Genomic DNA, 20,294 nt, shown 5'->3' with positions numbered 1-20,294 from the left:
TTTTGTCCTCCTTGTTTATCTACCTAAGAACGCTTAACAAACAGGTAGTACATCTATACTGGTAAATAATAGTGATTGAAAAACCTCACCTTAATGTGCAGGTTTCTAAACATATTTTTTTATCCTCTGAGATAATCTTTAAAAACCAATACAGAAGGACTAGTAGATGTCGGCGAAATTATATTTTAATAGTGAAGACGCAAGCCAAATTGCAATTGGGGCTTTTGCGATGTCGATGCCTATCGCTTTTACCCAAGAAGCGTGGAAAATGGCTGAGACACTGCCACTGACAAACTTAATATTGCTCTGTGGGTTATCGTTGTTTTTCCTGACTCACTACACTTACTTCAGCCTTTTTCAAAGTAACATTAAATACCGTGTTGCCAGCTACATCATCAGAATAGTGCTGGCTTATCTGATCACCCTAGTTGTGGTGTGTTTAGTGCTGTTAGCATTAGATAAATTGCCCATTATCGAACAACCAGAGATAGCTCTAAAAAGGCTAGTCATCATTTCAATGCCGGCTTCTTTAGGTGCCATTATTGTCGACAGTTTCGATAAAGAATAAAACATCAGTAACGCAACCAACGGCACTAAGCGATTATTCCTTTGGTTTGTTTTTGTTTGCAAACATTATCAGCCCAACTAGTGCAATCACGCTAAAAAGCCCAAATGCCACTAAAAAAGTAGTGATAAAACCACCGCTACCTAGGCTAGTAACACTGAGTAAAAAGCCGACTGTGACAATCACAATGACAATGAATACTTTTAATAACATTTGCTACTCTCCTAATCCCTCAACTATTGATAGGTTCTCGGTGTAAACTCAGCCATAAAAAAAGGGCCAGAAGCCCTTTCTTATACAAAGCGTCAATGATTAACAGTCTTTGTTTTCAGCCTTTGCAGCTTCTTTAAGATCTTCACATGCGTCTTCAACTGCATTGCCCGCGTCTGTTGCGATCTCATCTAGTTTCTCACCCGCATCTTCGGCTTCTCCATCACAAGCTGATAAAGCGAATACAGCCGTTAAAGCAAGTATAGTCGTTGTTAAGTATTTAAAATTTTTCATGGTTCTCTCCGTTTATATAAAATCAATGGTTACAGTTTGTGCCCTTAAATTTTTGGGGACTTTCCTCTTAGCGCGTTTGATATGAGTGATAACACCAATAGCACAATAAAAATAAAAAATATGATTTTAGCGATACCTGTTGCAGCACCTGCTATACCACCAAAACCAAAAACCGCAGCTACTATGGCGATGATAAAAAACATTAATGCCCAGCCCAACATAGTGGTTTCCTCCGTTTGTTGTATTTTAAGATTTGACACTTTTAAATATGCGACATCTGTGCCAAACACAAAAAACCAGTTAAGCAGTTGTTTTTATTGAGTTTTATAGATATTCCATTATGGAGTATTGCAGGGACTAAAATCTCAACGTGAAAAATTTACACACTGACTAGGAATAAGTTTCATTGATTGTAACGGTGCGAAGAGAGGCGAGATTTGGAAACATACAAGGTAGGAAACTGAGTGTTTGAGATTGCTTAGTTACTGAAACATAGCCTGAACCAGCAGATCACCAAACCCCCAGACTAAGGTGCCACTGATTAACAATGACATTTCAAGCACACCTATAGACAGGCGTAGGTCCTGAATGGCGAGATTGAGGCGCTGATCGTGATCAGCATTCAGCTGATCAATACCCAAAGTCATATCAGCTTCATCTAAAAACTTAGCCTTCAATTGCCTCAATTCTTTATTACGTATCCAGTTTGCCCGTCTAGAAATCAGTTTTTCATGAAATACGACGCCAATGCTAGACCATACCCCCAGCACAACTACAAGACAGCCTGAACGAGAAAACCACTCAGTATGCAACCAAGTAATTTTGCTTAAATACAAACCTAAGGCAAAACAAACTATGGCTAGAAACCAATACACAAAACTACCAAAATGATTTTTTTTACTGATGTTAGTTACAGACAATTACAATTCTCATTAATTGAAGGGAGAAATGTTTCCCTTTTTGATACAAGTAAACCGCAACCAATAGTACAATGTTGCGCAATATAAATACTAGGGATTACCCTTGGAGATTTACCCAATGTTCAAATCGATAAAGCTAGCCATCTTAATTTTGACGATTAGTTTTGCAGCTTCAGGACAACCGTCTGACGACCCCTATATGTTTGTTAAAGATGTTGCTTCTGCCACTTTCGCTAAGATGAAACAAGATCAAAAACTAATAGAAAGCGATCCACAAGCCTTGGGAAAAATAGTAGAACAACAGTTGTTGCCACACGTTGATCACGTTTATGCGGCGCTAAGTGTATTGGGTACACAAGCAAAAGACATCCCCCGTGAAAAATTGGTTTTGTATTTTGAAGAATTTAGAATTTATCTGTTATCCACCTATTCCAATGCCTTGAGTAGTTATACTGATCAAATTGTAGAGTTCGAGCCCTCACGACCTACCGAAAATAAAAAAACAGTACCTGTTAAAGCCGTGATTAAAGAAGCGGGAAAACCAGATATCAGCATCACTTTTCAAGTACGCCGTAACAAAGAAGGCGAATGGAAAGCCTTTGATTTAATAGCTGAAGGGATCAGCATGGTGCAGTCAAAACGGGCTGAATTTGCGCCTATTATCCGCCAGCAGGGCATTGATGCTGTCATTAACTTTATGCGTGAAAAAAGCACTAAGCCCCCTAAAAATGCTAAATAGTCTGGAAAACTCAATGCCCAATACTGACCCAAAACTTAAGGCCATGTTGTGGGCACTCAATAATATTGGTGCTGAGGTTTCGACAATTGAGCAAAATAGCGACGCTTCAATTTCAACGGGTTTTAATTGGTTTCATATCCAATCTGATACAACAGATTCCAAAGAGTGTTTACAAAGTTTAGGCCTGCCAAACGAAATTATAGACGCCATTTGCACCCCTGAAACCCGCCCAAAAGCGATACAGTTAGGCGAGGGAATGCTGGTGTATTTACGGGGCATTAATCATAACCCTGATGCGGATCCAGAAGATATGGTGTCCTTACGATTATGGATAGGCGAAAACATCCTAATTTCTGCCAGACGTAAGGATCGTCAATTGTTATCTGTGCAAGACGTTAAAGAAGAACTTGAAAAAGATCATATTCCTTCGTCTCCATTAGACTTAGCCTTGAGAATTATTACTAAAATTGCCGATAGGATCAGCGAAACTGTTGATGTGTTGGATGAAGACTTAACTGAATTTGAAGCCTTAGATAAATCAGCCAAACGGGATAGAATTAAACTGTCGATGATACGCAGACAAGCCGCCGCTATTCGACGTTATTTGGCGCCACAAAGGGATGCACTTGATGCAATGTATCGTTTCAATAAATCTCTCAATCAGCAACAAGGGTTTGAGTTACGGGATCAAACTGACCGCATGACTCGTTACGTCGAAGACCTAGATCTCGCTAAAGAGCGCGCCATGGTATTACAAGATGAGTTGCGAAATCGCATTGCCGAACAACAAGGTATGCGAATGTATGTGTTATCTTTAGTCACCGCTATATTTTTACCTTTATCCTTTTTAACTGGCATATTTGGTATGAATGTCGCCGGATTACCAGGAACCGAAGAGCCTAAAGCATTTTTCTATTTAGCCTCAACTATGGTGATAGTAGCCATAGTGTTGCTGATAGGCATGTTATGGAAAAAGTGGTTTTAAGCATTTTATTAGGAGCAAAGCGCATGATAAGACATATAGTGTTAGTTCTGGGGCTTTGCATTCTCTGCAATTCATCAGCCTATTCCCAAGTAGAAAACTCGTTTCAACTGGTTAAAGCCAAAGCAATTAATAGAAACTTGGCATTGCAGTTTCCCGTTGATAGATCTTTCCAAGGTATCCAAGCGACATTTTCTGATCCACAGATACTGATTGATACCCTAGATCAGACTATTAAGTTACAGATGACAGTCTCAGCCAATAGTGCCGAACAACATTTTTCTGCAAAACTCGTGTTTACAGGGGATATGAAATTTGACCTATTTTTAGAGTCTTATCTGTTTGAAGACCTAGTGTTAGATAGCTTTAAAATAGAACAGGACTCTTATGTTGACTCACAACCCACGGTGAAAATTATCAAACAGAGCCTGATAAACAATTTTGAGGACATTGAGTTGTTTAATCTTACGGAATTAAATTCTTTCTCACCTAAGCGGGCCGCAGATGAAATTGAAATATCTATGGGTCAACTACGTTTTATTTGGCACTAGAGCGACAGCAAGCGCAACCTTGCTAAGCCTAAATGTAATTGTCTTTGAAAGTGAAAGAATGGCTCGCCAAATTCTGCTAAGTTATCGATATTAAACAATTTTTTGCATTCCTTAGTTTTATTTAGACAACTACATGAGTTGGGTAGTATGAATATTCAAAAATTTAGCCTTGAAAATCTAATGGGGATTACCGTTACATTTTCTTTTGTCCTTGTTGCGGCAATCTTTATATGCCCAGTTGCATTAGCAGAAACGCTACAAATTAAAGACCAATTTGGTCATCCAATCGAAAATGTGGTGATCAGTTTCACCACAACTGAAACTACAGAAACGAATAAAGTTGACGTTTTGACAATGGATCAAATCGATAAGCAGTTTGCCCCTCAAGTATTAGTAGTGCAGAAAAACCAAACTGTTTCTTTTCCAAACAGCGACAATATTCGTCATCATCTGTATAGCTTTTCTAAGCCTAAACCCTTTGAGTTTAGAATGTTCAAAGGTGGCGAATCTAAAAAACTGGTTTTTGATCAGGCAGGCATAGTTGTACTTGGCTGTAATATACATGATCAAATGGTAGGTTATATTTATGTGGCAGATAAAGAGCAAACCGTCATGACCGATGCTCAAGGCTTAGCTGAAGTACCCGCTTATGGAATAGCATTGAAGTTATGGCATGCAAACTTGTCTACCAACAAAATGCTCAGAAAAGACATTCAACTTCCCTTGGAGTATAACGACAGTCCATATCCAATCGTTTTGACTTTACTCGAAGATATGGTTACCCCTGCTCAACATACCTTTAAATCGAAGAAATTTGACAGAGGAAATAAATAATTGACTCAAACTCCCCTAAATCAAAGTATCTTCAGGCTAGTTGTCGGACTAGTTGTACTCACGGCCCTCACCACCTTTGTCAACGTTTGGATGGCCACAGATGAACAAACTCGTGAAAAATTAAATCGAGACTTATCTATCGCTGAAAACGTATTACAAAGGGTGTTACAAAGCCGCGAGGATCTTCTGTATATCTCGGCCTCGGTACTAACGGCTGATTTTGGCTTTAAACAAGCGGTAGCCTCAGGAGACAAAGGCACAATCGATAGTGCGTTGTTTAATCATGGGCAACGTATCAAGGCTGACTTAATGGCGCTCGTGTCATTAAAAGGAAAATCTATTACCAGTGTGCCAGCAACCCTAAAACTGGATCAAGACTTTGCATATCCAGAGACCATAGATAAGGTGATTAAAGAAGGGGGCTACACCTCGCTGATGATGTTAAACAAACAACTTTATCAGGTCATCATGTTGACAATAGACGCACCAACACCTATTGCAATTGCCCTTGTAGGTTTTAAGTTAGGCGACCCTATACTCGCCCAATTAAAAGACATCACTAAGTTAGAAACAACATTACAAGTCTATCGTCAGAAAAACGAAATATTCAAAATTAGCACTCTACCCGACCCTCTTGCAGAACAAGCGTTAGCGCAAGTAAATGAACGTCCATCATGGTTGTCTATAACAATCACCAAAGACACCCCCTACGTTTCGCAACAATTTACTTTAAGTGATGCACTCGCACACCAAACAATCATTACTTTATCTGAGGACGCACAACTATTATTTGCTGATTTTAATTCACTGCAATTTAATATTACCGCGCTAGGCATAATCGTTATTTTATTAGCGACCTTTTTAGCAGCGTTATTTTCGCGAAGAATATCCAAACCATTGGTAGTGTTAGCGAATATTGCAAAAAGAATTGCTATAGGCGATTACACTAAGGATGCCGCGGTACTGACAAAAACCAAAGAAGTCAGTTTATTATCTAAAGCATTCAGCAAAATGCAAAATAATATTCAGGCTCGTGAAGATGAGATCATATTCCAAGCTCGACATGACGTTTTAACGTCACTTTATAACCGACAGCATGTCAAAACGATACTGGAGCAAAGGTTTAATGACAATGCCAAGTTTTTAGCTATAGGAATTAACATTTTTGGCTTCCGGGGCATTAACGATATTTTTGGTTACCACAATGGAGATCTTTGTTTAAAGGAGTTAGCACAACGCCTATCACAATTTGAAGGTGTGGCCGCAAGGCTGACCGGGGGCGAATTATTCTGGATACCATCTGAGGAACCATCGGCAGAGTTTATTAAACTAATGAAATCAGCACTAGAAGCCCCTATGGATACTGGCGATGTAATAATAAATATTAAAGTGGCGTTAGGCTTAATATATTGTCCTAAAGATGCAAGCAATGCAGAAGAAGTATTTAAGCGCCTAAACATTGTATTGGATGAGGCGCAAATTACCCGGCAGTTTATCTTGCCCTTCAACGCTGAATTGGAAGAGCGTTATTCAAGACGCCTGTCTATTATTACCGAACTTAAACACACCCTAGAACATGCTAAGGATGAACTCAGTCTAAATTACCAACCCAAACTCGATTTACAGAAAGGTAAAGTGACCCACGTCGAAGCGTTAATACGATGGACGAATGCTCGTTTAGGATTTGTATCTCCCGAAGACTTTATCGCTGTGGCAGAACAAGCCGGCTTTATTGAAAAAGTTACCAGTTGGGTCATCAATACAGCGATAAATGACGCGGCTAGGTTCAGAGATGCCAATATTGATGTGTCCGTCGCGATTAACCTTTCAGCCAAAGATATTATGGATCCTGCACTTCTGCCAATTGTATTGGCATTACTGAAAACTAAAGACTTACCCACCTATTGTTTATCCTTTGAAATCACTGAAGGTGACTTGGTGAAAGATCATCAAAAAGCCATTAGCCACCTTCAGGCGTTTCGAGATAATGGATTTGAAATTGCCATTGATGACTTTGGTACCGGGTATTCATCCATGGCGTATTTACAAAATTTACCTGTTAATACCTTAAAAGTAGATAAAAGTTTTGTGCTGAATTTACATGAACAAGAAGGAGACCAAAAAATTGTCAAAACTGTCATCAGCCTTGCCCATAGTTTTGGCATGAACGTAGTAGCTGAAGGGGTAGAAAGCATTGAAGCCCTTAAATTATTAGCGGATTGGGGCTGTGAATTGGCTCAAGGTTATTACATTTGTAAACCGACTTCTGCAGATAACTTGATTGCATGGTGTAACCAGAATTCAAATACAAAGTGGTTATAGAGAAAGGAAATAGTATGCCCGTAAATTGGTGTAGGTCGTTAGTATTTATTGTTAGTCTAGTTTCTACTTTGACACTTGCTGGAGAGGGTAAGTTAATTGGTACCGCAGGCTTAAATCAGATTGAAGGAAGTGGCGGCGGAGGCATAGTCCCATGGGCCACTCTAGCCGGATACGACAGCCAAGAGCAAATATCCGTCAATGGGTTTACCACCCAAGTAGACATTGATGATTATCGTTTAAATGTATTAGGTTTAAGTGCTTCATTCTACGACCGCGTGGAAGTCAGTGTTGCTCAGCATAGATTCGATTTAAAAACACTTGGGGGCGACATCAAACAAAATGTGTATGGTCTTAAATACCGTCTCTACGGTGATGTAGTGTATTCAACATGGCCACAAGTGAGTGTGGGAATTCAACATAAAGAGTTAGATGATGGCAGCATTGCAACCGCTGTTGGGGCAGAAAATAGTAATAGTGGAACGGATTTTTATCTGGCCGCCACCAAAGTACATTTAGGCGCCATTGCGGGTTTTAACGCGGTGTGGAGTATTACAGCCAGAGCCACTAAAGCAAATCAACTAGGCTTGCTTGGTTTTGGTGGCGCCAATAATGATAGTTATCAAATTATGACGGAAGCATCGGCCGGAGTGTTGTTCAGTCGACACTTAGCAGTAGGAGCGGAATACCGCCAAAAACCCGATAACTTAGGCTTAGGTGAAGAGGATTGGTTTGATGTGTTTGTGAGTTATATTCCCAACAAAAATCTCAGTTTTACGCTCGCTTGGGCAGAACTTGGCAGTATTGCCGGTGCCAAAGGACAACAAGGTCTTTACCTCTCACTTAACGGGCAACTCTGGTAACTTTATGAAAAATTTGATCTTTGTGTGTTTAACCTGCGTATTATTGAATGCCTGTGCGAGTAAAAACATCAGTACTTACCAGCAGTTGGGCGGGCAGGATAAAGTGGCAGAAATTGTCGATAATTTTATTACTGAAATTGAATTCGACCCAGTCATGTTTGAATTTTTCAAAGAATCAGATATCAATCGTTTCAGAGAAAAACTCATCGAACATTTATGTTTACTGACTGGTGGACCATGTCAATACACAGGCGATACCATGGAACAAGTACATGGTGGTATGAATATAACTGAGGCAAACTTTAATCACAGTGTCGACTTATTTATCAATGCTATGATTAAAGCTGATGTTCCTCACCCTATTCAAAACAAAGTATTGGCTACGATGATCCACACCCGCGATGAGATGATTTATCGTTAATCAAAGTAACTAAACAGCCATGAGGAAAACAAATGTCATGTTCCAACGAAATTATCAAAAGGAATAATGTCACTATATTAGGCTCAGGTGAAAAAACGCTACTATTGGCACATGGTTTTGGCTGTGATCAGAATATGTGGCGGTTTATGTTACCTGCCCTCACAGACCATTATCGAGTGATATTATTTGATTACGTCGGTTCTGGTAAATCTGATTTATCCCATTTTGATCAATCTCGATACAGTTCACTAGAAGGTTATGCACAAGACGTACTTGAGGTGTGTGATGCTTTGGCATTACAGGACGTCATTTTTGTGGGTCATTCCGTCAGCAGTATGATTGGACTCATAGCTTCACTGCAAACACCTAAATTTTTTAGTCAATTGATTATGATTTGTCCTTCTCCTTGTTTCTTAAATTTTAAACCTGATTACATGGGGGGCTTTGAAAAGTCTGACTTAGTAGAACTCCTCGATTTAATGGACAAAAACTACCTGGGGTGGGCCAACTACCTTGCACCTCTAGTAATGGGGGCAAATAATTCTGAAAAACTAATAGGAGAATTATCAGGAAGCTTTTGTTCGACCGATCCTGTTATTGCGAAAACCTTTGCCAATGCCACATTTTTTTCCGACTGTCGCCACTTGTTAAAAAAGGCTAAACACCCAGTGTTGCTTTTTCAAAGTAGCCAAGACTCTCTAGCCTCTGTTGCTATTGGCAATTATATGCAACAGCAGTTGCCAGATGCACAATTACAGATTGTGGAAGCTGAAGGACATTGTTTACATATGACCCACCCAAACATAATCAACCAAATGTTAAGAGAATACATTGGTTAATACCTTAGATAATGCCAATCTTGACGCACCCGGGCCAGATGCATTCCAGTGTGGAGCATTAATAACGGATAAAAATCGTACTATTATTTATGCGAATGCGTATTTTTCAGAAGAGTTAAATTTACAAGTTGCATCGCTATTAGGTACAAGCTCAGATGATCTCTTTACGGTTTCATCTAAAATTTTTATCGAAAGTTATTTAATGCCTTTGTTATTACATGAAAAAAAATGTGACGAAATTCAGTTGGCGTTAATAGATGGTAACCATAAGCGTATCTCTATTATGGTCAGTGCAAAAATGGATGACAAAGGTCAAATTTATTGGAGTTTATTCAGTGCCACTAAACGTGACAAACTCTTTGCAGAACTCCTAGACACCCGTAAAAAGTTAGAAGCCCAAGCAAAAATATTACATTCCATGTCATCAACAGATGAGTTAACCGGGTTGATGAATCGCCGCGAAATAAACTTGCGCGCACCAGAACTCATTAATCAAGCCAAGCGATTTACACACACTATTGCTTTGTTAATGATTGATATTGACCACTTTAAAGAAGTTAACGATACCTATGGGCATTTAGAGGGCGACCGCGTATTAAAGGAAATAGGCAGTAGACTAAAAACATTTGGTCGGCAAACGGATTTGATAGCAAGGTTTGGAGGTGAAGAGTTTATCATGCTACTACCTGATACTGACGCCACTGATGCCCGTTTGTTGGCGCAGCGGCTGCATAACTTAATGTCTGAAATAGAAGTTAACAACAGCCCAGTCACTGTCAGTATCGGCATCACTATGAGCGATGGCAGTCGCAACCTAGAGGTGTTAATTAAGCAAGCTGATAATGCGCTCTATAACGCTAAAAGTAATGGTCGAAATAGAACTGAGTTTGCCCAATAAGTTACCTCCCAGTCACTACAACCAGTTCGTTAACTTAAAACCAATGCCTAACCTTTGGGTATGTTGATTGTAATAAATTAGACTTTCACCATAACCGTTAAAATACTCCACATAGCCTTGGATCCTATCGTTAATGGGGAATGACCAACCCAGTTGAATAGTGCCTTTATTCTGACTGCGTAAGTTGTTTCTAAACATAAATTCTAAGGAATGTTTATCAGAGATACTCCACAACCCACCTAACTCGCCATACCCCATATACTTTTCGATATCGGGGTTATCATCTCCTGAGGGGTCAATATCTGAGATCTTTTCGGTTTCAGGTAGTCGATACCAAGTTCGAAAACCCCAGAGCACATTATCGGTAGCTGCGAAGGTAAATCCTAGAATAATCCTATTCCAACTTCTTGAGAGCTGCCCAGTTTGCCCATTTGACTGATGATTGAATGACAATGACGTTTGTTCAACAGGCAAACCCAATAAATTCCAAGAGTGATGATAATTAAATATCACCTCTGGCTCGTAATTGGTTTCTCGAAATGGCGCCGAAATTTCACTGTTGTAGGCTTGCCACCAGCTAGTAGTAGTAAATGCAAATTGCACGTCAAGATCTTTAAATATCAGGTCTTGGGTAAACAAATATTTTAAGGAAACTTGAAATTTAATTTCCACATCATCTAACTCAGACGCAACCGCTGTATCCATATAGGGCTCTTGATTGATACTGGTCACGCTAGCCGGCAACACATAGTTAGGTTTATGTGGAATGATAGCAAAGCGGTTTTTCGACGCCTGTTTTTCTAATTCAACACGGCGCTTGAATAAAGTAGGCACCTTATCTGTACAGATTTTCTGTAATTCAGCCACAGTCTGCTCAGAGTTTGCTCGCTTAAGGGCACTTAACAAACACTTATCGTTATCCGCATGTTCATCTAATTGTGACTCAGCACCCTTTACATCGGTGATTGAAAATCCAATGACCAACATCAATACTACAGCTTTCATAACCCAACATTTTCCTAAAGACCCCATTGCAATTACGACACATGTTGACAGACCAAGCCGCAAATACAAACACTATCAGACTTTTATTCTTTGCCTCACCCCTCTGCTATTAGTTCGCGGCGGCTTCTAATCAAACCAATGCTGAGTTCTATTAACAATGTACACCAAAGATAACATCACTGGCACTTCAACCAACACCCCTACCACTGTTGCTAAAGCCGCACCTGAATGTAAACCAAACAGCGAAATAGCCACAGCCACAGCCAATTCAAAAAAGTTAGACGTGCCAATCATACTGGCGGGACCCGCAACATTGTGTGGCAGTTTTAGCCGCTTGGCAATAAAGTAGGCAACAGCAAAAATGCCATAGGTTTGGATAATTAACGGAATCGCAATTAACACTATGGTTTGCGGTTTAGCCAAAATAGTTTGTGCTTGAAAACCAAATAACAACACCACAGTGGCAAGCAAACCTATTATCGACCAGGGTTTAAGTTGTGCCACAAAATTGTCTACATTTGTGTGTTTGCCGGGTGCTTCGGCTCTTTTATCTAAAGTAGAACGGGTCAACACCCCTGCTATTAAAGGTAATAAAACATACAACAACACCGAAATCAGTAAGGTATTCCATGGGACTTGAATATCACTTACGCCAAGCAGAAGTGCAGTTAAGGGGGCAAAAGCAAAAATCATAATAATGTCGTTAATGGAGACTTGTACTAAGGTATAGTTGGCATCACCTTTGGTTAGTTGACTCCACACAAAAACCATAGCGGTACAAGGTGCGACGCCTAATAAAATCATCCCGGCAATATATTCATTGGCCGATTGTGGGTCGACCCAATCAGCAAAAAATCCTTTAAAAAATAGCCAACCTAACGCTGCCATAGTAAAAGGTTTAATTAACCAATTAATGATCAGGGTTAAGGCTAAACCCTTAGGTTTTTTGCCCACATCTTTGATAGATGAAAAATCGATTTGGATCATCATGGGGTACACCATTAACCAAATCAGTACCGCCACCACAATATTAACGTGGGCATATTCTAAACTTGCCACTAAGGCAAAAAAATCTGGAATAACACAACCCAGAATCACACCAAGAATGATGCTGATGCCTACCCATACAGATAAATAACGCTCAAATAATCCCATCGATTTGTCCTCTAAATTGAACGCTGATTAACACGTTGACTTACTTGTTCTGCCGATTCCACTCGCTCAGAATAACGGTCAACCAAATAATCACTGTTGTCTCTGGTTAACAAGGTAAATTTCATAAGCTCTTCCAACACATCAACAATACGATTGTAATAAGGTGAAGGTTTCATGCGGTCGTTGTCATCAAATTCCATAAAGGCTTTGGCTACTGATGACTGATTGGGAATAGTTAACATACGCATCCAGCGCCCCAACACACGCATTTGATTCACCGCGTTAAACGACTGCGAACCACCAGACACTTGCATCACAGCCAAGGTTTTCCCTTGAGTGGGTCGTACCCCACCTAAGTTCAGAGGTACCCAATCAATCTGACTTTTCATAATGCCTGTCATTGCTCCATGTCTTTCTGGCGAGCACCATACTTGGCCTTCAGACCACATCATTAATTCACGGAGTTCGACTACCTTGGCATGACTGGCATCATCACCATCAGGCAAAGGCAAACCTGTTGGGTCAAAAATGCGGATTTCAGCCCCCATAGCCGTTAACAAACGAGCTGACTCTTCGACCACTAGTCGACTGAATGACCGCGCCCGTAATGACCCATAGAGTAAGAGTATTTTAGGTTTGTGTTCAGCGTTTCCCTTAAGGAAATCCTCCCCTTGCGGTGCGCGAAATTGGGTCATATCAAGATTTGGCATAATTGAATCAATGTCAGGCATCAGTGTGCACCTAAGGTAGCAAGGGCATTTTTAAAGGCAACCTTGTCGTTTACGTTTACATCAAGATTAAGCAACTGCTGCACTCTTTGTTTGATTTGTTCAATAGTCGATCTAAAAGCCGCAGCGATTTGTGCTTCATCCCCTTGCAACTTAGAAGGGTCAGCCAATCCCCAATGCACTTTTAAACTATTACCAAACCACAGAGGACAGGTTTCGCCAGCAGCAGAGTCGCAAACTGTTACCACTAAATCCGCTTCGAATGCTTCAAATTCATCCCACGACTGACTTCGCAGACCATCGGTCGCAATCCCTGCTTCTTGCAAGTATTTAATCGACAAGGGATGCACCTCACCCACAGGTTGACTACCGGCACTTTTTGCTACTATTTTGCCACCGGCAATATGATTAGTTATGGCTTCCGACAAAATACTGCGGCAACGATTATGGGTACAGATATATAAAATTTTCATCAAACATTTTCCATCGAATTAATAAGTTTAACAGCAGTTATCTAGTTGCTTGGTGGCATCTAAATTATGTATACAGTCCTTTAAGTAAAGGTGGTTGTCTTTTGTAGTAAGGGCTAACACTTCGAGCGCCCATTTAGGCAAAGCTTGATTGAGTTCATAAAACACCCACTTGCCACGTCTGTTATCTGACAAGATCCCACATTTCCTCAACTCAGCTAGATGCCGAGAAACTTTGGGCTGGCTTAACTGCAATGCGCTAATTAAATCACACACACATAACTCACCTTTAAGGGTGATCAATAACAAACACTTCAAACGTGTGTCATCAGATAAACATTTATAAAAACTCACAGGTGTCATGAAACGCTTCGCTCGACTCGATACATATGAAATATCATATATATGAATTTTCATATGTCAATGGAAATAACCATGAATAATTTTTAAGTTAATCGTAGAATGGTAAGCTTACGATTAAGGTTTACAACATGTCTCAAAAGCTTACCTACTTAGCCCACTACCCTGTGCATCTTCAGAACGAAATTAATCAGTTAATCGATGCCAATAAATTAGGGGATTGGCTACGTGGTCGTTATCCAACAAACCACAAAGTAGCCAACGACAATGATCTTCGTGATTATGCAATATCTTTAAAAAATCAATATATGAAGAAAACCCAGCCCCTGAGCAAGGTCATCTACGACAGTAAAATTCATATAGTGAACCATGCGTTAGGTTTGCACAGTTATGTGTCTAGGGTACAAGGTGGAAAATTAAAAAGTAAAAATGAACTAAGGGTCAGCACTTTATTTAAACACACCCCTGAGGCTTTTCTAAATATGATAGTGGTGCACGAATTAGCTCACTTAAAAGAAAAACAACACAACAAAGCCTTTTATCAACTTTGCCAGCATATGTTGCCTGAGTATCATCAAATTGAATTTGATGTGAGGGTATATTTGACCGAACTTGAACGTTCAGGCTGGGTATTTAAGGAGACTACTTAGCCCTTTAGTACAATTAACTTCAGGTATTTGTACCTTAGGCGCGACTAATTTAGGCTATAATATCAGGCTTCAATTCAGCAACTGGTTACATCAAATGGACTATCAATTTTTCCATGACATTTTGGGTAACCCCATCGCCACATGTGAGCTTGAGTGTGAAGCTTTTGGTGATTGGTTAAGCCATGATATTGCCCAAGACTCGACACAAATCACCCTATTACTTAACGTTATCCAACAGCTGCAAAGCAAGGGACTAAATAATTATCAGCACAATGGCAAAGAATACCATTTGCTCCTCGATAGAGACGAAGTGGAACTTATACTCAATAACAACGCTATCCAAGAGATGACAGCTTCAGAAGATGATGCAAGCCAAGAGTTAGCTGATTTACATATTCAATCTGGCTGTGGCTTAGCTGATTTTCAAACTTTACTCAAAGCCTGGCAGCAATTCATAACATGTTGACCATCCGGTCTAGTGCACTGTATTGGTGATTTTACGGATTTTTTTCACAAAGACCGTGCAGCCATTCGAGATATACACAGTCACCGAAACCTAACCACTTGTTTTTATTGAATAAAAAATACTGGCCTAATATCTGCTAAGTATGGCTCAACGAGGGATCTCGTCTTCTAGAGGTAGGGACTAATCAAAGTGTACAGACAACACATTGATTGCCAAAAATAACAACTAATAGTTATAACGGCAGAAGACGGATTGCCTCAAAAAACAGAGGCGCCGATTTATAATGATATAAGTCGGCGCTTGTTGTTTTTATAGTGCTGGTTATTAAAGCTCACTGAGTTTCATGACTACCCAACCGTTGATATAGATGTTTCTCGGCCTGACAGCGGCATATATGGCATCAGACTCGAACAATTCTGCTATCTGCTTCAAGTTCAATTCCAAGGTATCTTTACGATAGTAATATTTGTGCATAGCCCTGTCAGACTTCACATGTTTTGTCGGCGACAACTTTTTTGTTTGTCCAACATTACCCACTTTAAATACCAGTGAATTTTCCTTAACTTCCATCACTCGCATAGGAATATAGCGATATTTTGCGTCAGAATTGCCATCAATCGCCAAATAATCTACAAAGAAAAAATCGTTACGCTGTGGTTGCTCCACCACCATTTTAGTGACTCGGCTGTCATGCCAAGAGGAAAGCATTAAACCGACAATTACCAGCACTACTAGTACCCATTCGAAATTTTCACCATTCCATTCAACAAAGCGTTTAATCTGACTGAAGCTTGGTAGGCTTAAAAAACCACCTTGAACACCGACCAACATACGTAATCCTTGTTAAGTTGCTGAATGTTCATATTCACATAGCCTCTGACAAGTAGCAATTATTTGCCTAAAAATCATACATATAGGTTTGTGCCATTTCCCGACCGTTATCCCTCACTTGCCGAATTAGCGGGACTTAGCGGAAAGCAGACCTTACCAAACAAGGGATCTGCTTCTTGGCTTAATCAAATATCAGTGATTGATGCACGCTTATGCCAGCCATAACACCAGATGTAATCGCTAATGAGCCATTTTGCATAGGATTTGACATGTCTCCTGCGGCATATACGTTGCTCACTGAGGTTTGCTTAAACTCATTCACTTTTATTATCTCACCTAAAGGTGAGTCTTCTGATTCACAATTTAAGGCCTTAACAATAGGCGTGATTGCGCTTATTTTAGGAGCAACATATAGGCCTTGCAGTGCTCGTTCAGAACCATCAGCTAGTGCAACGGATGTGATATTTTTGCCATCGCCATTAATACCAGTGATGGGCGCGTTTTCTACTTTTACCCCTCGTTTAGTCAGCATGGTTAATTGCTTATCATCCGGCATGAAATTTCCTTGAGTAAAAAGCGTGGTGGGGCCCCAATCAGGGATCATGGCTGCTTGATGTGCAGATAAAGGATGATTTGCAAGTACGCCAAGTTCTCGGTTTGACAATTCATAACCATGACAATAGGGGCAATGGATCACAGACTTACCCCAATGCTCTAAAAGTCCGGGAATATTTGGTAGTTCATCTTGCACCCCTGATGCAAGGATGAGCTTTTTGGCAAAAAAGCTGTTTTCAGCCGTGTGAATTAATAAACCATTTTCAGCGTTAGCTGCAACCTTTATTACTTGCGCTTCGACAAAGGTGAAGGTGGGATATTGCCTTAACTGAGATAAAGCCGTTGTTTTAATCTCTAGTGGCGATTTGCCATCTAAACAAAATATACCATGAGAGTGAGACGCAAAGCGATTTCTCGGTTTACCTGCATCTATCACAACCACTTTTCTAAGGCCACGTACTAATTGCATTGCTGCTGCCAGCCCAGCAAAACTACCACCAATAATTACCACTTCAGTTTCCATTATATGTCCTTAATAATATCAAGTAACAGTAATAGTTACATAAAGAAACACTCACGGCAACACATGTAACTTTTAAAGTTTCATGATAGAATAATAGTAAGTTGCACAACGAGTTGAACCAATGAGAAAAGACAGTCGCTTATCCCGTATTTTACATGCCCTTATCCATCTTAAGTTTTTAGAAAGGTCAGTCACATCTGAAGAATTAGGTAAAATGCTAAATACCAACCCTGTGGTAGTAAGACGCACTATGGCACTACTTAAACAAGCTGGATATGTCACATCCGCAAAAGGGCATAGCGGCGGCTGGACTTTAAATAAATCTTTAGCAGATATAACACTTTACGACATATACAAAATTGTGGGCGAGAGTTCGGTATTTACCATAGGTTTGACCGATGAACATAATAATTGCCCTATAGAAATGGCAGTGAATGCCTCTCTTAGTGGGGTATTAAACGAAGCTGAAGCACTAATGCTAAGCCGTTTTAAAGAGATCTCTATTCAGTCACTAGCGGAGAATTTTAAAGAGAAATAAAGACTCAGGGCCTAATTACCTAATATTGGTTATTACGCACTTATGATTCCACCTCATTGATTCGAATGCCCGCTTTCTTAATAAACTAGTCATAGCTATCAAAAGCGTCAACCGTGTACTGAGCGAGCCGAAAGCCGGCAGTAGCCATGCGAGCATCAGAGGAAACATTACCACGATAAGCCGAACGCACGTAGAACGGAACTGGGTACCAAGATCCACCACGAGCAACATGTCTACTGCAATTACCATTCAGCCAAGCTTTGCTATTAGTTGGGGCGCCTTGGTATGAGTCGTTCCAACAATCTTGAGTCATTTCCATTACATTTCCGAGCATATCGTATAAACCAAAGGCATTAGGGCTAAAACTTTTCACTGGATCAGTTGATTTCTGTCCACCGCATTCACGAGAGTGGTATCCATAACGCGCTTTTGAACAATCAATACTATCACCCCAATGATATTTCCTAGTTGAGCCGGCCCTAGCTGCGTATTCCCATTCAGCTTCACTGGGCAACCTAAAGGTTTGACCTGTCGTTTTGTTGAGCCAAGGAATAAACTGCTGAGTGATATCATCATAACTAACATTTATAACAGGGCGATTGACTCGGCCCCACCCTTTGTCTCCGACTTTTTCTCCGTCTTCAGGTTTGTGGTTGCAGCCTCCCTCAACTACACAAAGGTCCCACATCGCAAATGTCACTTCTGTTTCCATTAAATCGAAGGCATAAACGTCGACTCGATGAATGGGCTTTTCTGAATAGTATTCGTTACTGCCCATTGCAAAGCTGCCCATTGGGATATTTTTCATCTTAAAGTGGGTACTACCAATTTGATAAACCGTTTTTGCGTTAACTAAAGGTACTTGGGCATCCCTCAGAGTAGTATTAATAGCCAAGTCCATTTGAGCGTTTTTTAATTCAATGCGGTCGGTATTCTTGGTTTGTAGCGAGGCTAGTTCTTCTTGTTGTTGGGCTTGAATGCCGAGTAGGAGTTGTTGCTCTTGTTCTTTTGTGTTGTTTAATGTTCTGGTAAGCGACTTGTCCGCTGCACTAGCCACTAATAAACCATCAGAATTTTCAAAGGCTTCTATGACTTTTGGGGTACTGAATAGTATTACTATGGAAAACAACATTAATTTCTTAGGCATTCAATTTCCTTTTTATTACCTGCCTTCTGCAGTTTAATTTAATTGCACTTCAAAATTTTAGTTATGCCTCTATTTTAATGCCTTAGCGCCTAAAAAACATAAACTTAAAAAGATAGCCAAACTGCGAAGGTCCCCATTAGTCTATCAAAGTCCATACAAGCAGTTTTACAACTAATGACTATTCTTTAGCTATTTACATTACTGATTAGGCTGTGCTTAGGCATGTTCATGTAAACTAATGTTGCGCCCACCTAAATAACCAAACACACCACAAATCAAACTAGCTAACGCGCACAACCACAATACGGGCGCCCAACTGTCGAAATACGAATGTAAACCACCAGCAAACATTGGCCCTATCGCTGCCAGTAAATAACCGATGCATTGTGCCATCCCTGATAACGAAGCTGCTTGTCTTGAATCATGAGTGCGCAAACTGATGTATGATAAACCTAAGATAAAAATGGCCCCAGAGCAAAAGCCTAAAGTGGTTGACCATATAAAAGCAAAGTTAGGCAAATACAATAGACCTAATGCACATAAGAATCCCAAAATGGCTAACAATAACGCCAGTACTTTTTGATCTTTTAGTTTGGATAATAATGGTATTAATACAATACCAGGCACAGCAGCGGCAATTTGAAATGCGCCGTGAAACACGCCTGCTTGTTGCGCATCGTGCCCACCTTCCATCAATATGTTAGGTAACCAAGCAATAATGACATAAGTAAAAAATGAGTTAAGACCAAGAAACAAAGTCACATGCCATGCTATACCATGATGCCAAATCTTACCTTTAGTGTAAGACTGAGTCAGGTCTTTGGTGGGTTTAGTATGTAACTTTAACTGCGGTAGCCAAATAAAAAGGCTGAAAAGCGTGATTAAGCCATAACTCGCTAGCGCAAGGCTCCATCCGATATCCTGATAGGTAGCCAATGGAATAATTAAAGCAGAATAACTACCTCCAAACACCCCCATGGCTAATACATATGCAGAGGTCATTACTGCAACTTTATGTGGGAAGTCTCGCTTAATTAAACTGGGCAATAAAACGTTGCCTATTGCAATACCAACACCGATGATCGCAGTACTCAGGTAAAGGATAATCACTGAATCGAACATACGGGTACCAAGTCCCACACCAATCAACACCAGTGCGATAAACAAGGATATTTCAAGGCCTTGTTTTTTCGCTAGACTTGTTGCCAAAGGCGATGCAATAGCAAAGGCAAGTAACGGTAATGTGGTTAACATACCCGCCTGAGAGGATGTTAGTTCGAAACTGGCAATCACTTGATCTAATACGGGACCAATACCGGTGATAGGGCCGCGTAAATTGGCTGCTATCAATAAAATGCCTAAAATCAAAATCACAGAGGAAAAAAGGGAACGTGCAGGAAAATTTGAATTCATTACAATATTCAACAATTA

26 protein-coding genes are annotated in these 20,294 nt (G+C 40.2%); 13 read left to right on the top strand and 13 right to left on the bottom strand.

Annotation, left to right across the window (positions count from 1 at the left end):
* The first annotated feature begins 166 nt into the window (after window positions 1-166).
* Window positions 167-568, top strand: a complete 402-nt coding sequence (locus AAC000_RS06325) for a DUF2391 family protein (RefSeq protein WP_339721086.1) — start codon at window positions 167-169, stop codon at window positions 566-568.
* Between the two features lie 33 nt (window positions 569-601).
* Here the strand turns inward: AAC000_RS06325 and AAC000_RS06320 are convergent, their stop codons facing one another.
* From AAC000_RS06320 to AAC000_RS06305, 4 genes are all read right to left on the bottom strand, one after another.
* Window positions 602-778, bottom strand: coding sequence for a hypothetical protein (locus AAC000_RS06320; protein ID WP_339721084.1), 177 nt, complete (start codon window positions 776-778; stop codon window positions 602-604).
* A 99-nt stretch (window positions 779-877) separates the two neighbouring features.
* Window positions 878-1,069, bottom strand: a complete 192-nt coding sequence (locus AAC000_RS06315; RefSeq protein ID WP_339721082.1) for a hypothetical protein — start codon at window positions 1,067-1,069, stop codon at window positions 878-880.
* 44 nt (window positions 1,070-1,113) lie between these two features.
* Entirely contained in the window at window positions 1,114-1,290 is a 177-nt protein-coding gene (locus AAC000_RS06310; protein WP_339721415.1) for a DUF1328 domain-containing protein, read from the bottom strand.
* A 261-nt stretch (window positions 1,291-1,551) separates the two neighbouring features.
* On the bottom strand, window positions 1,552-1,989 hold the full coding sequence (locus AAC000_RS06305; RefSeq protein ID WP_339721081.1) for a hypothetical protein: 438 nt from the start codon (window positions 1,987-1,989) through the stop codon (window positions 1,552-1,554).
* Between the two features lie 118 nt (window positions 1,990-2,107).
* Between AAC000_RS06305 and AAC000_RS06300 the strand changes: the two genes are divergently transcribed.
* The 9 genes from AAC000_RS06300 (at window position 2,108) to AAC000_RS06260 (ending at window position 10,435) form a co-directional block, all read left to right on the top strand.
* Window positions 2,108-2,728: an ABC transporter substrate-binding protein gene (locus AAC000_RS06300; RefSeq protein ID WP_339721079.1), complete on the top strand. Its 621-nt coding sequence runs from the start codon at window positions 2,108-2,110 to the stop codon at window positions 2,726-2,728.
* 13 nt (window positions 2,729-2,741) lie between these two features.
* Entirely contained in the window at window positions 2,742-3,713 is a 972-nt protein-coding gene (locus tag AAC000_RS06295; RefSeq protein ID WP_339721078.1) for a zinc transporter ZntB, read from the top strand.
* 23 nt (window positions 3,714-3,736) lie between these two features.
* Complete coding sequence (locus AAC000_RS06290; protein ID WP_339721076.1) at window positions 3,737-4,261, top strand: hypothetical protein; 525 nt, start codon at window positions 3,737-3,739, stop codon at window positions 4,259-4,261.
* A 147-nt stretch (window positions 4,262-4,408) separates the two neighbouring features.
* A complete protein-coding gene (locus AAC000_RS06285) occupies window positions 4,409-5,095 on the top strand; it encodes a methylamine utilization protein (protein ID WP_339721074.1) in 687 nt (228 codons plus the stop codon).
* Window positions 5,096-7,417, top strand: coding sequence for an EAL domain-containing protein (locus tag AAC000_RS06280; RefSeq protein ID WP_339721072.1), 2,322 nt, complete (start codon window positions 5,096-5,098; stop codon window positions 7,415-7,417).
* Between the two features lie 14 nt (window positions 7,418-7,431).
* Window positions 7,432-8,277 (top strand): DUF3034 family protein, encoded by an 846-nt coding sequence (locus AAC000_RS06275; RefSeq protein WP_339721071.1) that lies wholly within the window; start codon window positions 7,432-7,434, stop codon window positions 8,275-8,277.
* A 4-nt stretch (window positions 8,278-8,281) separates the two neighbouring features.
* Window positions 8,282-8,698: a group 1 truncated hemoglobin gene (locus tag AAC000_RS06270; protein WP_339721070.1), complete on the top strand. Its 417-nt coding sequence runs from the start codon at window positions 8,282-8,284 to the stop codon at window positions 8,696-8,698.
* A gap of 32 nt (window positions 8,699-8,730) precedes the next feature.
* Window positions 8,731-9,537, top strand: coding sequence for an alpha/beta hydrolase (locus tag AAC000_RS06265; RefSeq protein ID WP_339721069.1), 807 nt, complete (start codon window positions 8,731-8,733; stop codon window positions 9,535-9,537).
* Entirely contained in the window at window positions 9,530-10,435 is a 906-nt protein-coding gene (locus AAC000_RS06260) for a GGDEF domain-containing protein (RefSeq protein WP_339721068.1), read from the top strand. Before AAC000_RS06265 ends, AAC000_RS06260 begins: the two co-directional genes overlap by 8 nt.
* Window positions 10,436-10,450: 15 nt before the next feature.
* Here AAC000_RS06260 and AAC000_RS06255 read toward each other — a convergent pair whose 3' ends face one another.
* From AAC000_RS06255 to AAC000_RS06235, 5 genes are all read right to left on the bottom strand, one after another.
* Complete coding sequence (locus AAC000_RS06255; RefSeq protein WP_339721066.1) at window positions 10,451-11,440, bottom strand: phospholipase A; 990 nt, start codon at window positions 11,438-11,440, stop codon at window positions 10,451-10,453.
* 126 nt (window positions 11,441-11,566) lie between these two features.
* Entirely contained in the window at window positions 11,567-12,595 is a 1,029-nt protein-coding gene (gene arsB, locus AAC000_RS06250) for an ACR3 family arsenite efflux transporter (RefSeq protein ID WP_339721064.1), read from the bottom strand.
* 11 nt (window positions 12,596-12,606) lie between these two features.
* Entirely contained in the window at window positions 12,607-13,326 is a 720-nt protein-coding gene (gene arsH / locus AAC000_RS06245; protein ID WP_339721062.1) for an arsenical resistance protein ArsH, read from the bottom strand.
* Complete coding sequence (locus AAC000_RS06240) at window positions 13,326-13,796, bottom strand: arsenate reductase ArsC (RefSeq protein ID WP_339721060.1); 471 nt, start codon at window positions 13,794-13,796, stop codon at window positions 13,326-13,328. Before AAC000_RS06240 ends, arsH begins: the two co-directional genes overlap by 1 nt.
* Window positions 13,797-13,823: 27 nt before the next feature.
* Window positions 13,824-14,210 carry a metalloregulator ArsR/SmtB family transcription factor gene (locus AAC000_RS06235; protein ID WP_339721059.1) on the bottom strand — a complete coding sequence of 129 codons (387 nt, stop codon included), beginning with the start codon at window positions 14,208-14,210 and terminating at the stop codon, window positions 13,824-13,826.
* A gap of 74 nt (window positions 14,211-14,284) precedes the next feature.
* Here AAC000_RS06235 and AAC000_RS06230 point away from each other — a divergent pair, with 74 nt between their 5' ends.
* On the top strand, window positions 14,285-14,803 hold the full coding sequence (locus AAC000_RS06230; RefSeq protein WP_339721057.1) for a M48 family metallopeptidase: 519 nt from the start codon (window positions 14,285-14,287) through the stop codon (window positions 14,801-14,803).
* Between the two features lie 94 nt (window positions 14,804-14,897).
* A complete protein-coding gene (locus AAC000_RS06225) occupies window positions 14,898-15,269 on the top strand; it encodes a YacL family protein (RefSeq protein ID WP_339721055.1) in 372 nt (123 codons plus the stop codon).
* A 324-nt stretch (window positions 15,270-15,593) separates the two neighbouring features.
* On the opposite strand, the gene AAC000_RS06220 is transcribed toward AAC000_RS06225, so the two are convergent.
* Both AAC000_RS06220 and AAC000_RS06215 read right to left on the bottom strand, forming a co-directional pair.
* Entirely contained in the window at window positions 15,594-16,100 is a 507-nt protein-coding gene (locus AAC000_RS06220; protein ID WP_339721053.1) for a hypothetical protein, read from the bottom strand.
* Between the two features lie 181 nt (window positions 16,101-16,281).
* Window positions 16,282-17,178 carry an NAD(P)/FAD-dependent oxidoreductase gene (locus AAC000_RS06215; protein WP_339721051.1) on the bottom strand — a complete coding sequence of 299 codons (897 nt, stop codon included), beginning with the start codon at window positions 17,176-17,178 and terminating at the stop codon, window positions 16,282-16,284.
* Window positions 17,179-17,299: 121 nt separating this feature from the next.
* Here AAC000_RS06215 and AAC000_RS06210 point away from each other — a divergent pair, with 121 nt between their 5' ends.
* Window positions 17,300-17,716, top strand: coding sequence for an Rrf2 family transcriptional regulator (locus tag AAC000_RS06210; protein WP_339721049.1), 417 nt, complete (start codon window positions 17,300-17,302; stop codon window positions 17,714-17,716).
* Window positions 17,717-17,801: 85 nt separating this feature from the next.
* On the opposite strand, the gene AAC000_RS06205 is transcribed toward AAC000_RS06210, so the two are convergent.
* Window positions 17,802-18,863, bottom strand: a complete 1,062-nt coding sequence (locus AAC000_RS06205) for a formylglycine-generating enzyme family protein (protein WP_339721048.1) — start codon at window positions 18,861-18,863, stop codon at window positions 17,802-17,804.
* Between the two features lie 216 nt (window positions 18,864-19,079).
* The gene (locus tag AAC000_RS06200; RefSeq protein ID WP_339721047.1) at window positions 19,080-20,276 is read right to left on the bottom strand and encodes an MFS transporter; all 1,197 of its coding nucleotides are present in this window, start codon (window positions 20,274-20,276) and stop codon (window positions 19,080-19,082) included.
* Between the last annotated feature and the right edge of the window lie 18 nt (window positions 20,277-20,294).

Source organism: uncultured Paraglaciecola sp., from assembly GCF_963977085.1.
Taxonomy (GTDB): domain Bacteria; phylum Pseudomonadota; class Gammaproteobacteria; order Enterobacterales; family Alteromonadaceae; genus Paraglaciecola.
Note: the sequence above shows the minus strand (reverse complement) of the source record. Positions and strands in the feature narration are given on the sequence as shown.

What these genes read in the sequence shown, in the direction of transcription:
- AAC000_RS06240 (WP_339721060.1), bottom strand. Translation starts at nt 13,796, where the DNA reads ATGAAAATTTTATATATCTGTACCCATAATCGTTGCCGCAGTATTTTG.
- AAC000_RS06270 (WP_339721070.1), top strand. Translation starts at nt 8,282, where the DNA reads ATGAAAAATTTGATCTTTGTGTGTTTAACCTGCGTATTATTGAATGCC.
- AAC000_RS06225 (WP_339721055.1), top strand. Translation starts at nt 14,898, where the DNA reads ATGGACTATCAATTTTTCCATGACATTTTGGGTAACCCCATCGCCACA.
- arsH (WP_339721062.1), bottom strand. Translation starts at nt 13,326, where the DNA reads ATGCCTGACATTGATTCAATTATGCCAAATCTTGATATGACCCAATTT.
- arsB (WP_339721064.1), bottom strand. Translation starts at nt 12,595, where the DNA reads ATGGGATTATTTGAGCGTTATTTATCTGTATGGGTAGGCATCAGCATC.
- AAC000_RS06220 (WP_339721053.1), bottom strand. Translation starts at nt 16,100, where the DNA reads ATGTTGGTCGGTGTTCAAGGTGGTTTTTTAAGCCTACCAAGCTTCAGT.
- AAC000_RS06325 (WP_339721086.1), top strand. Translation starts at nt 167, where the DNA reads ATGTCGGCGAAATTATATTTTAATAGTGAAGACGCAAGCCAAATTGCA.
- AAC000_RS06300 (WP_339721079.1), top strand. Translation starts at nt 2,108, where the DNA reads ATGTTCAAATCGATAAAGCTAGCCATCTTAATTTTGACGATTAGTTTT.
- AAC000_RS06205 (WP_339721048.1), bottom strand. Translation starts at nt 18,863, where the DNA reads ATGCCTAAGAAATTAATGTTGTTTTCCATAGTAATACTATTCAGTACC.
- AAC000_RS06290 (WP_339721076.1), top strand. Translation starts at nt 3,737, where the DNA reads ATGATAAGACATATAGTGTTAGTTCTGGGGCTTTGCATTCTCTGCAAT.
- AAC000_RS06200 (WP_339721047.1), bottom strand. Translation starts at nt 20,276, where the DNA reads ATGAATTCAAATTTTCCTGCACGTTCCCTTTTTTCCTCTGTGATTTTG.
- AAC000_RS06215 (WP_339721051.1), bottom strand. Translation starts at nt 17,178, where the DNA reads ATGGAAACTGAAGTGGTAATTATTGGTGGTAGTTTTGCTGGGCTGGCA.
- AAC000_RS06310 (WP_339721415.1), bottom strand. Translation starts at nt 1,290, where the DNA reads ATGTTGGGCTGGGCATTAATGTTTTTTATCATCGCCATAGTAGCTGCG.
- AAC000_RS06230 (WP_339721057.1), top strand. Translation starts at nt 14,285, where the DNA reads ATGTCTCAAAAGCTTACCTACTTAGCCCACTACCCTGTGCATCTTCAG.
- AAC000_RS06285 (WP_339721074.1), top strand. Translation starts at nt 4,409, where the DNA reads ATGAATATTCAAAAATTTAGCCTTGAAAATCTAATGGGGATTACCGTT.
- AAC000_RS06315 (WP_339721082.1), bottom strand. Translation starts at nt 1,069, where the DNA reads ATGAAAAATTTTAAATACTTAACAACGACTATACTTGCTTTAACGGCT.
- AAC000_RS06275 (WP_339721071.1), top strand. Translation starts at nt 7,432, where the DNA reads ATGCCCGTAAATTGGTGTAGGTCGTTAGTATTTATTGTTAGTCTAGTT.
- AAC000_RS06265 (WP_339721069.1), top strand. Translation starts at nt 8,731, where the DNA reads ATGTCATGTTCCAACGAAATTATCAAAAGGAATAATGTCACTATATTA.
- AAC000_RS06295 (WP_339721078.1), top strand. Translation starts at nt 2,742, where the DNA reads ATGCCCAATACTGACCCAAAACTTAAGGCCATGTTGTGGGCACTCAAT.
- AAC000_RS06255 (WP_339721066.1), bottom strand. Translation starts at nt 11,440, where the DNA reads ATGAAAGCTGTAGTATTGATGTTGGTCATTGGATTTTCAATCACCGAT.
- AAC000_RS06320 (WP_339721084.1), bottom strand. Translation starts at nt 778, where the DNA reads ATGTTATTAAAAGTATTCATTGTCATTGTGATTGTCACAGTCGGCTTT.
- AAC000_RS06235 (WP_339721059.1), bottom strand. Translation starts at nt 14,210, where the DNA reads ATGAAAATTCATATATATGATATTTCATATGTATCGAGTCGAGCGAAG.
- AAC000_RS06210 (WP_339721049.1), top strand. Translation starts at nt 17,300, where the DNA reads ATGAGAAAAGACAGTCGCTTATCCCGTATTTTACATGCCCTTATCCAT.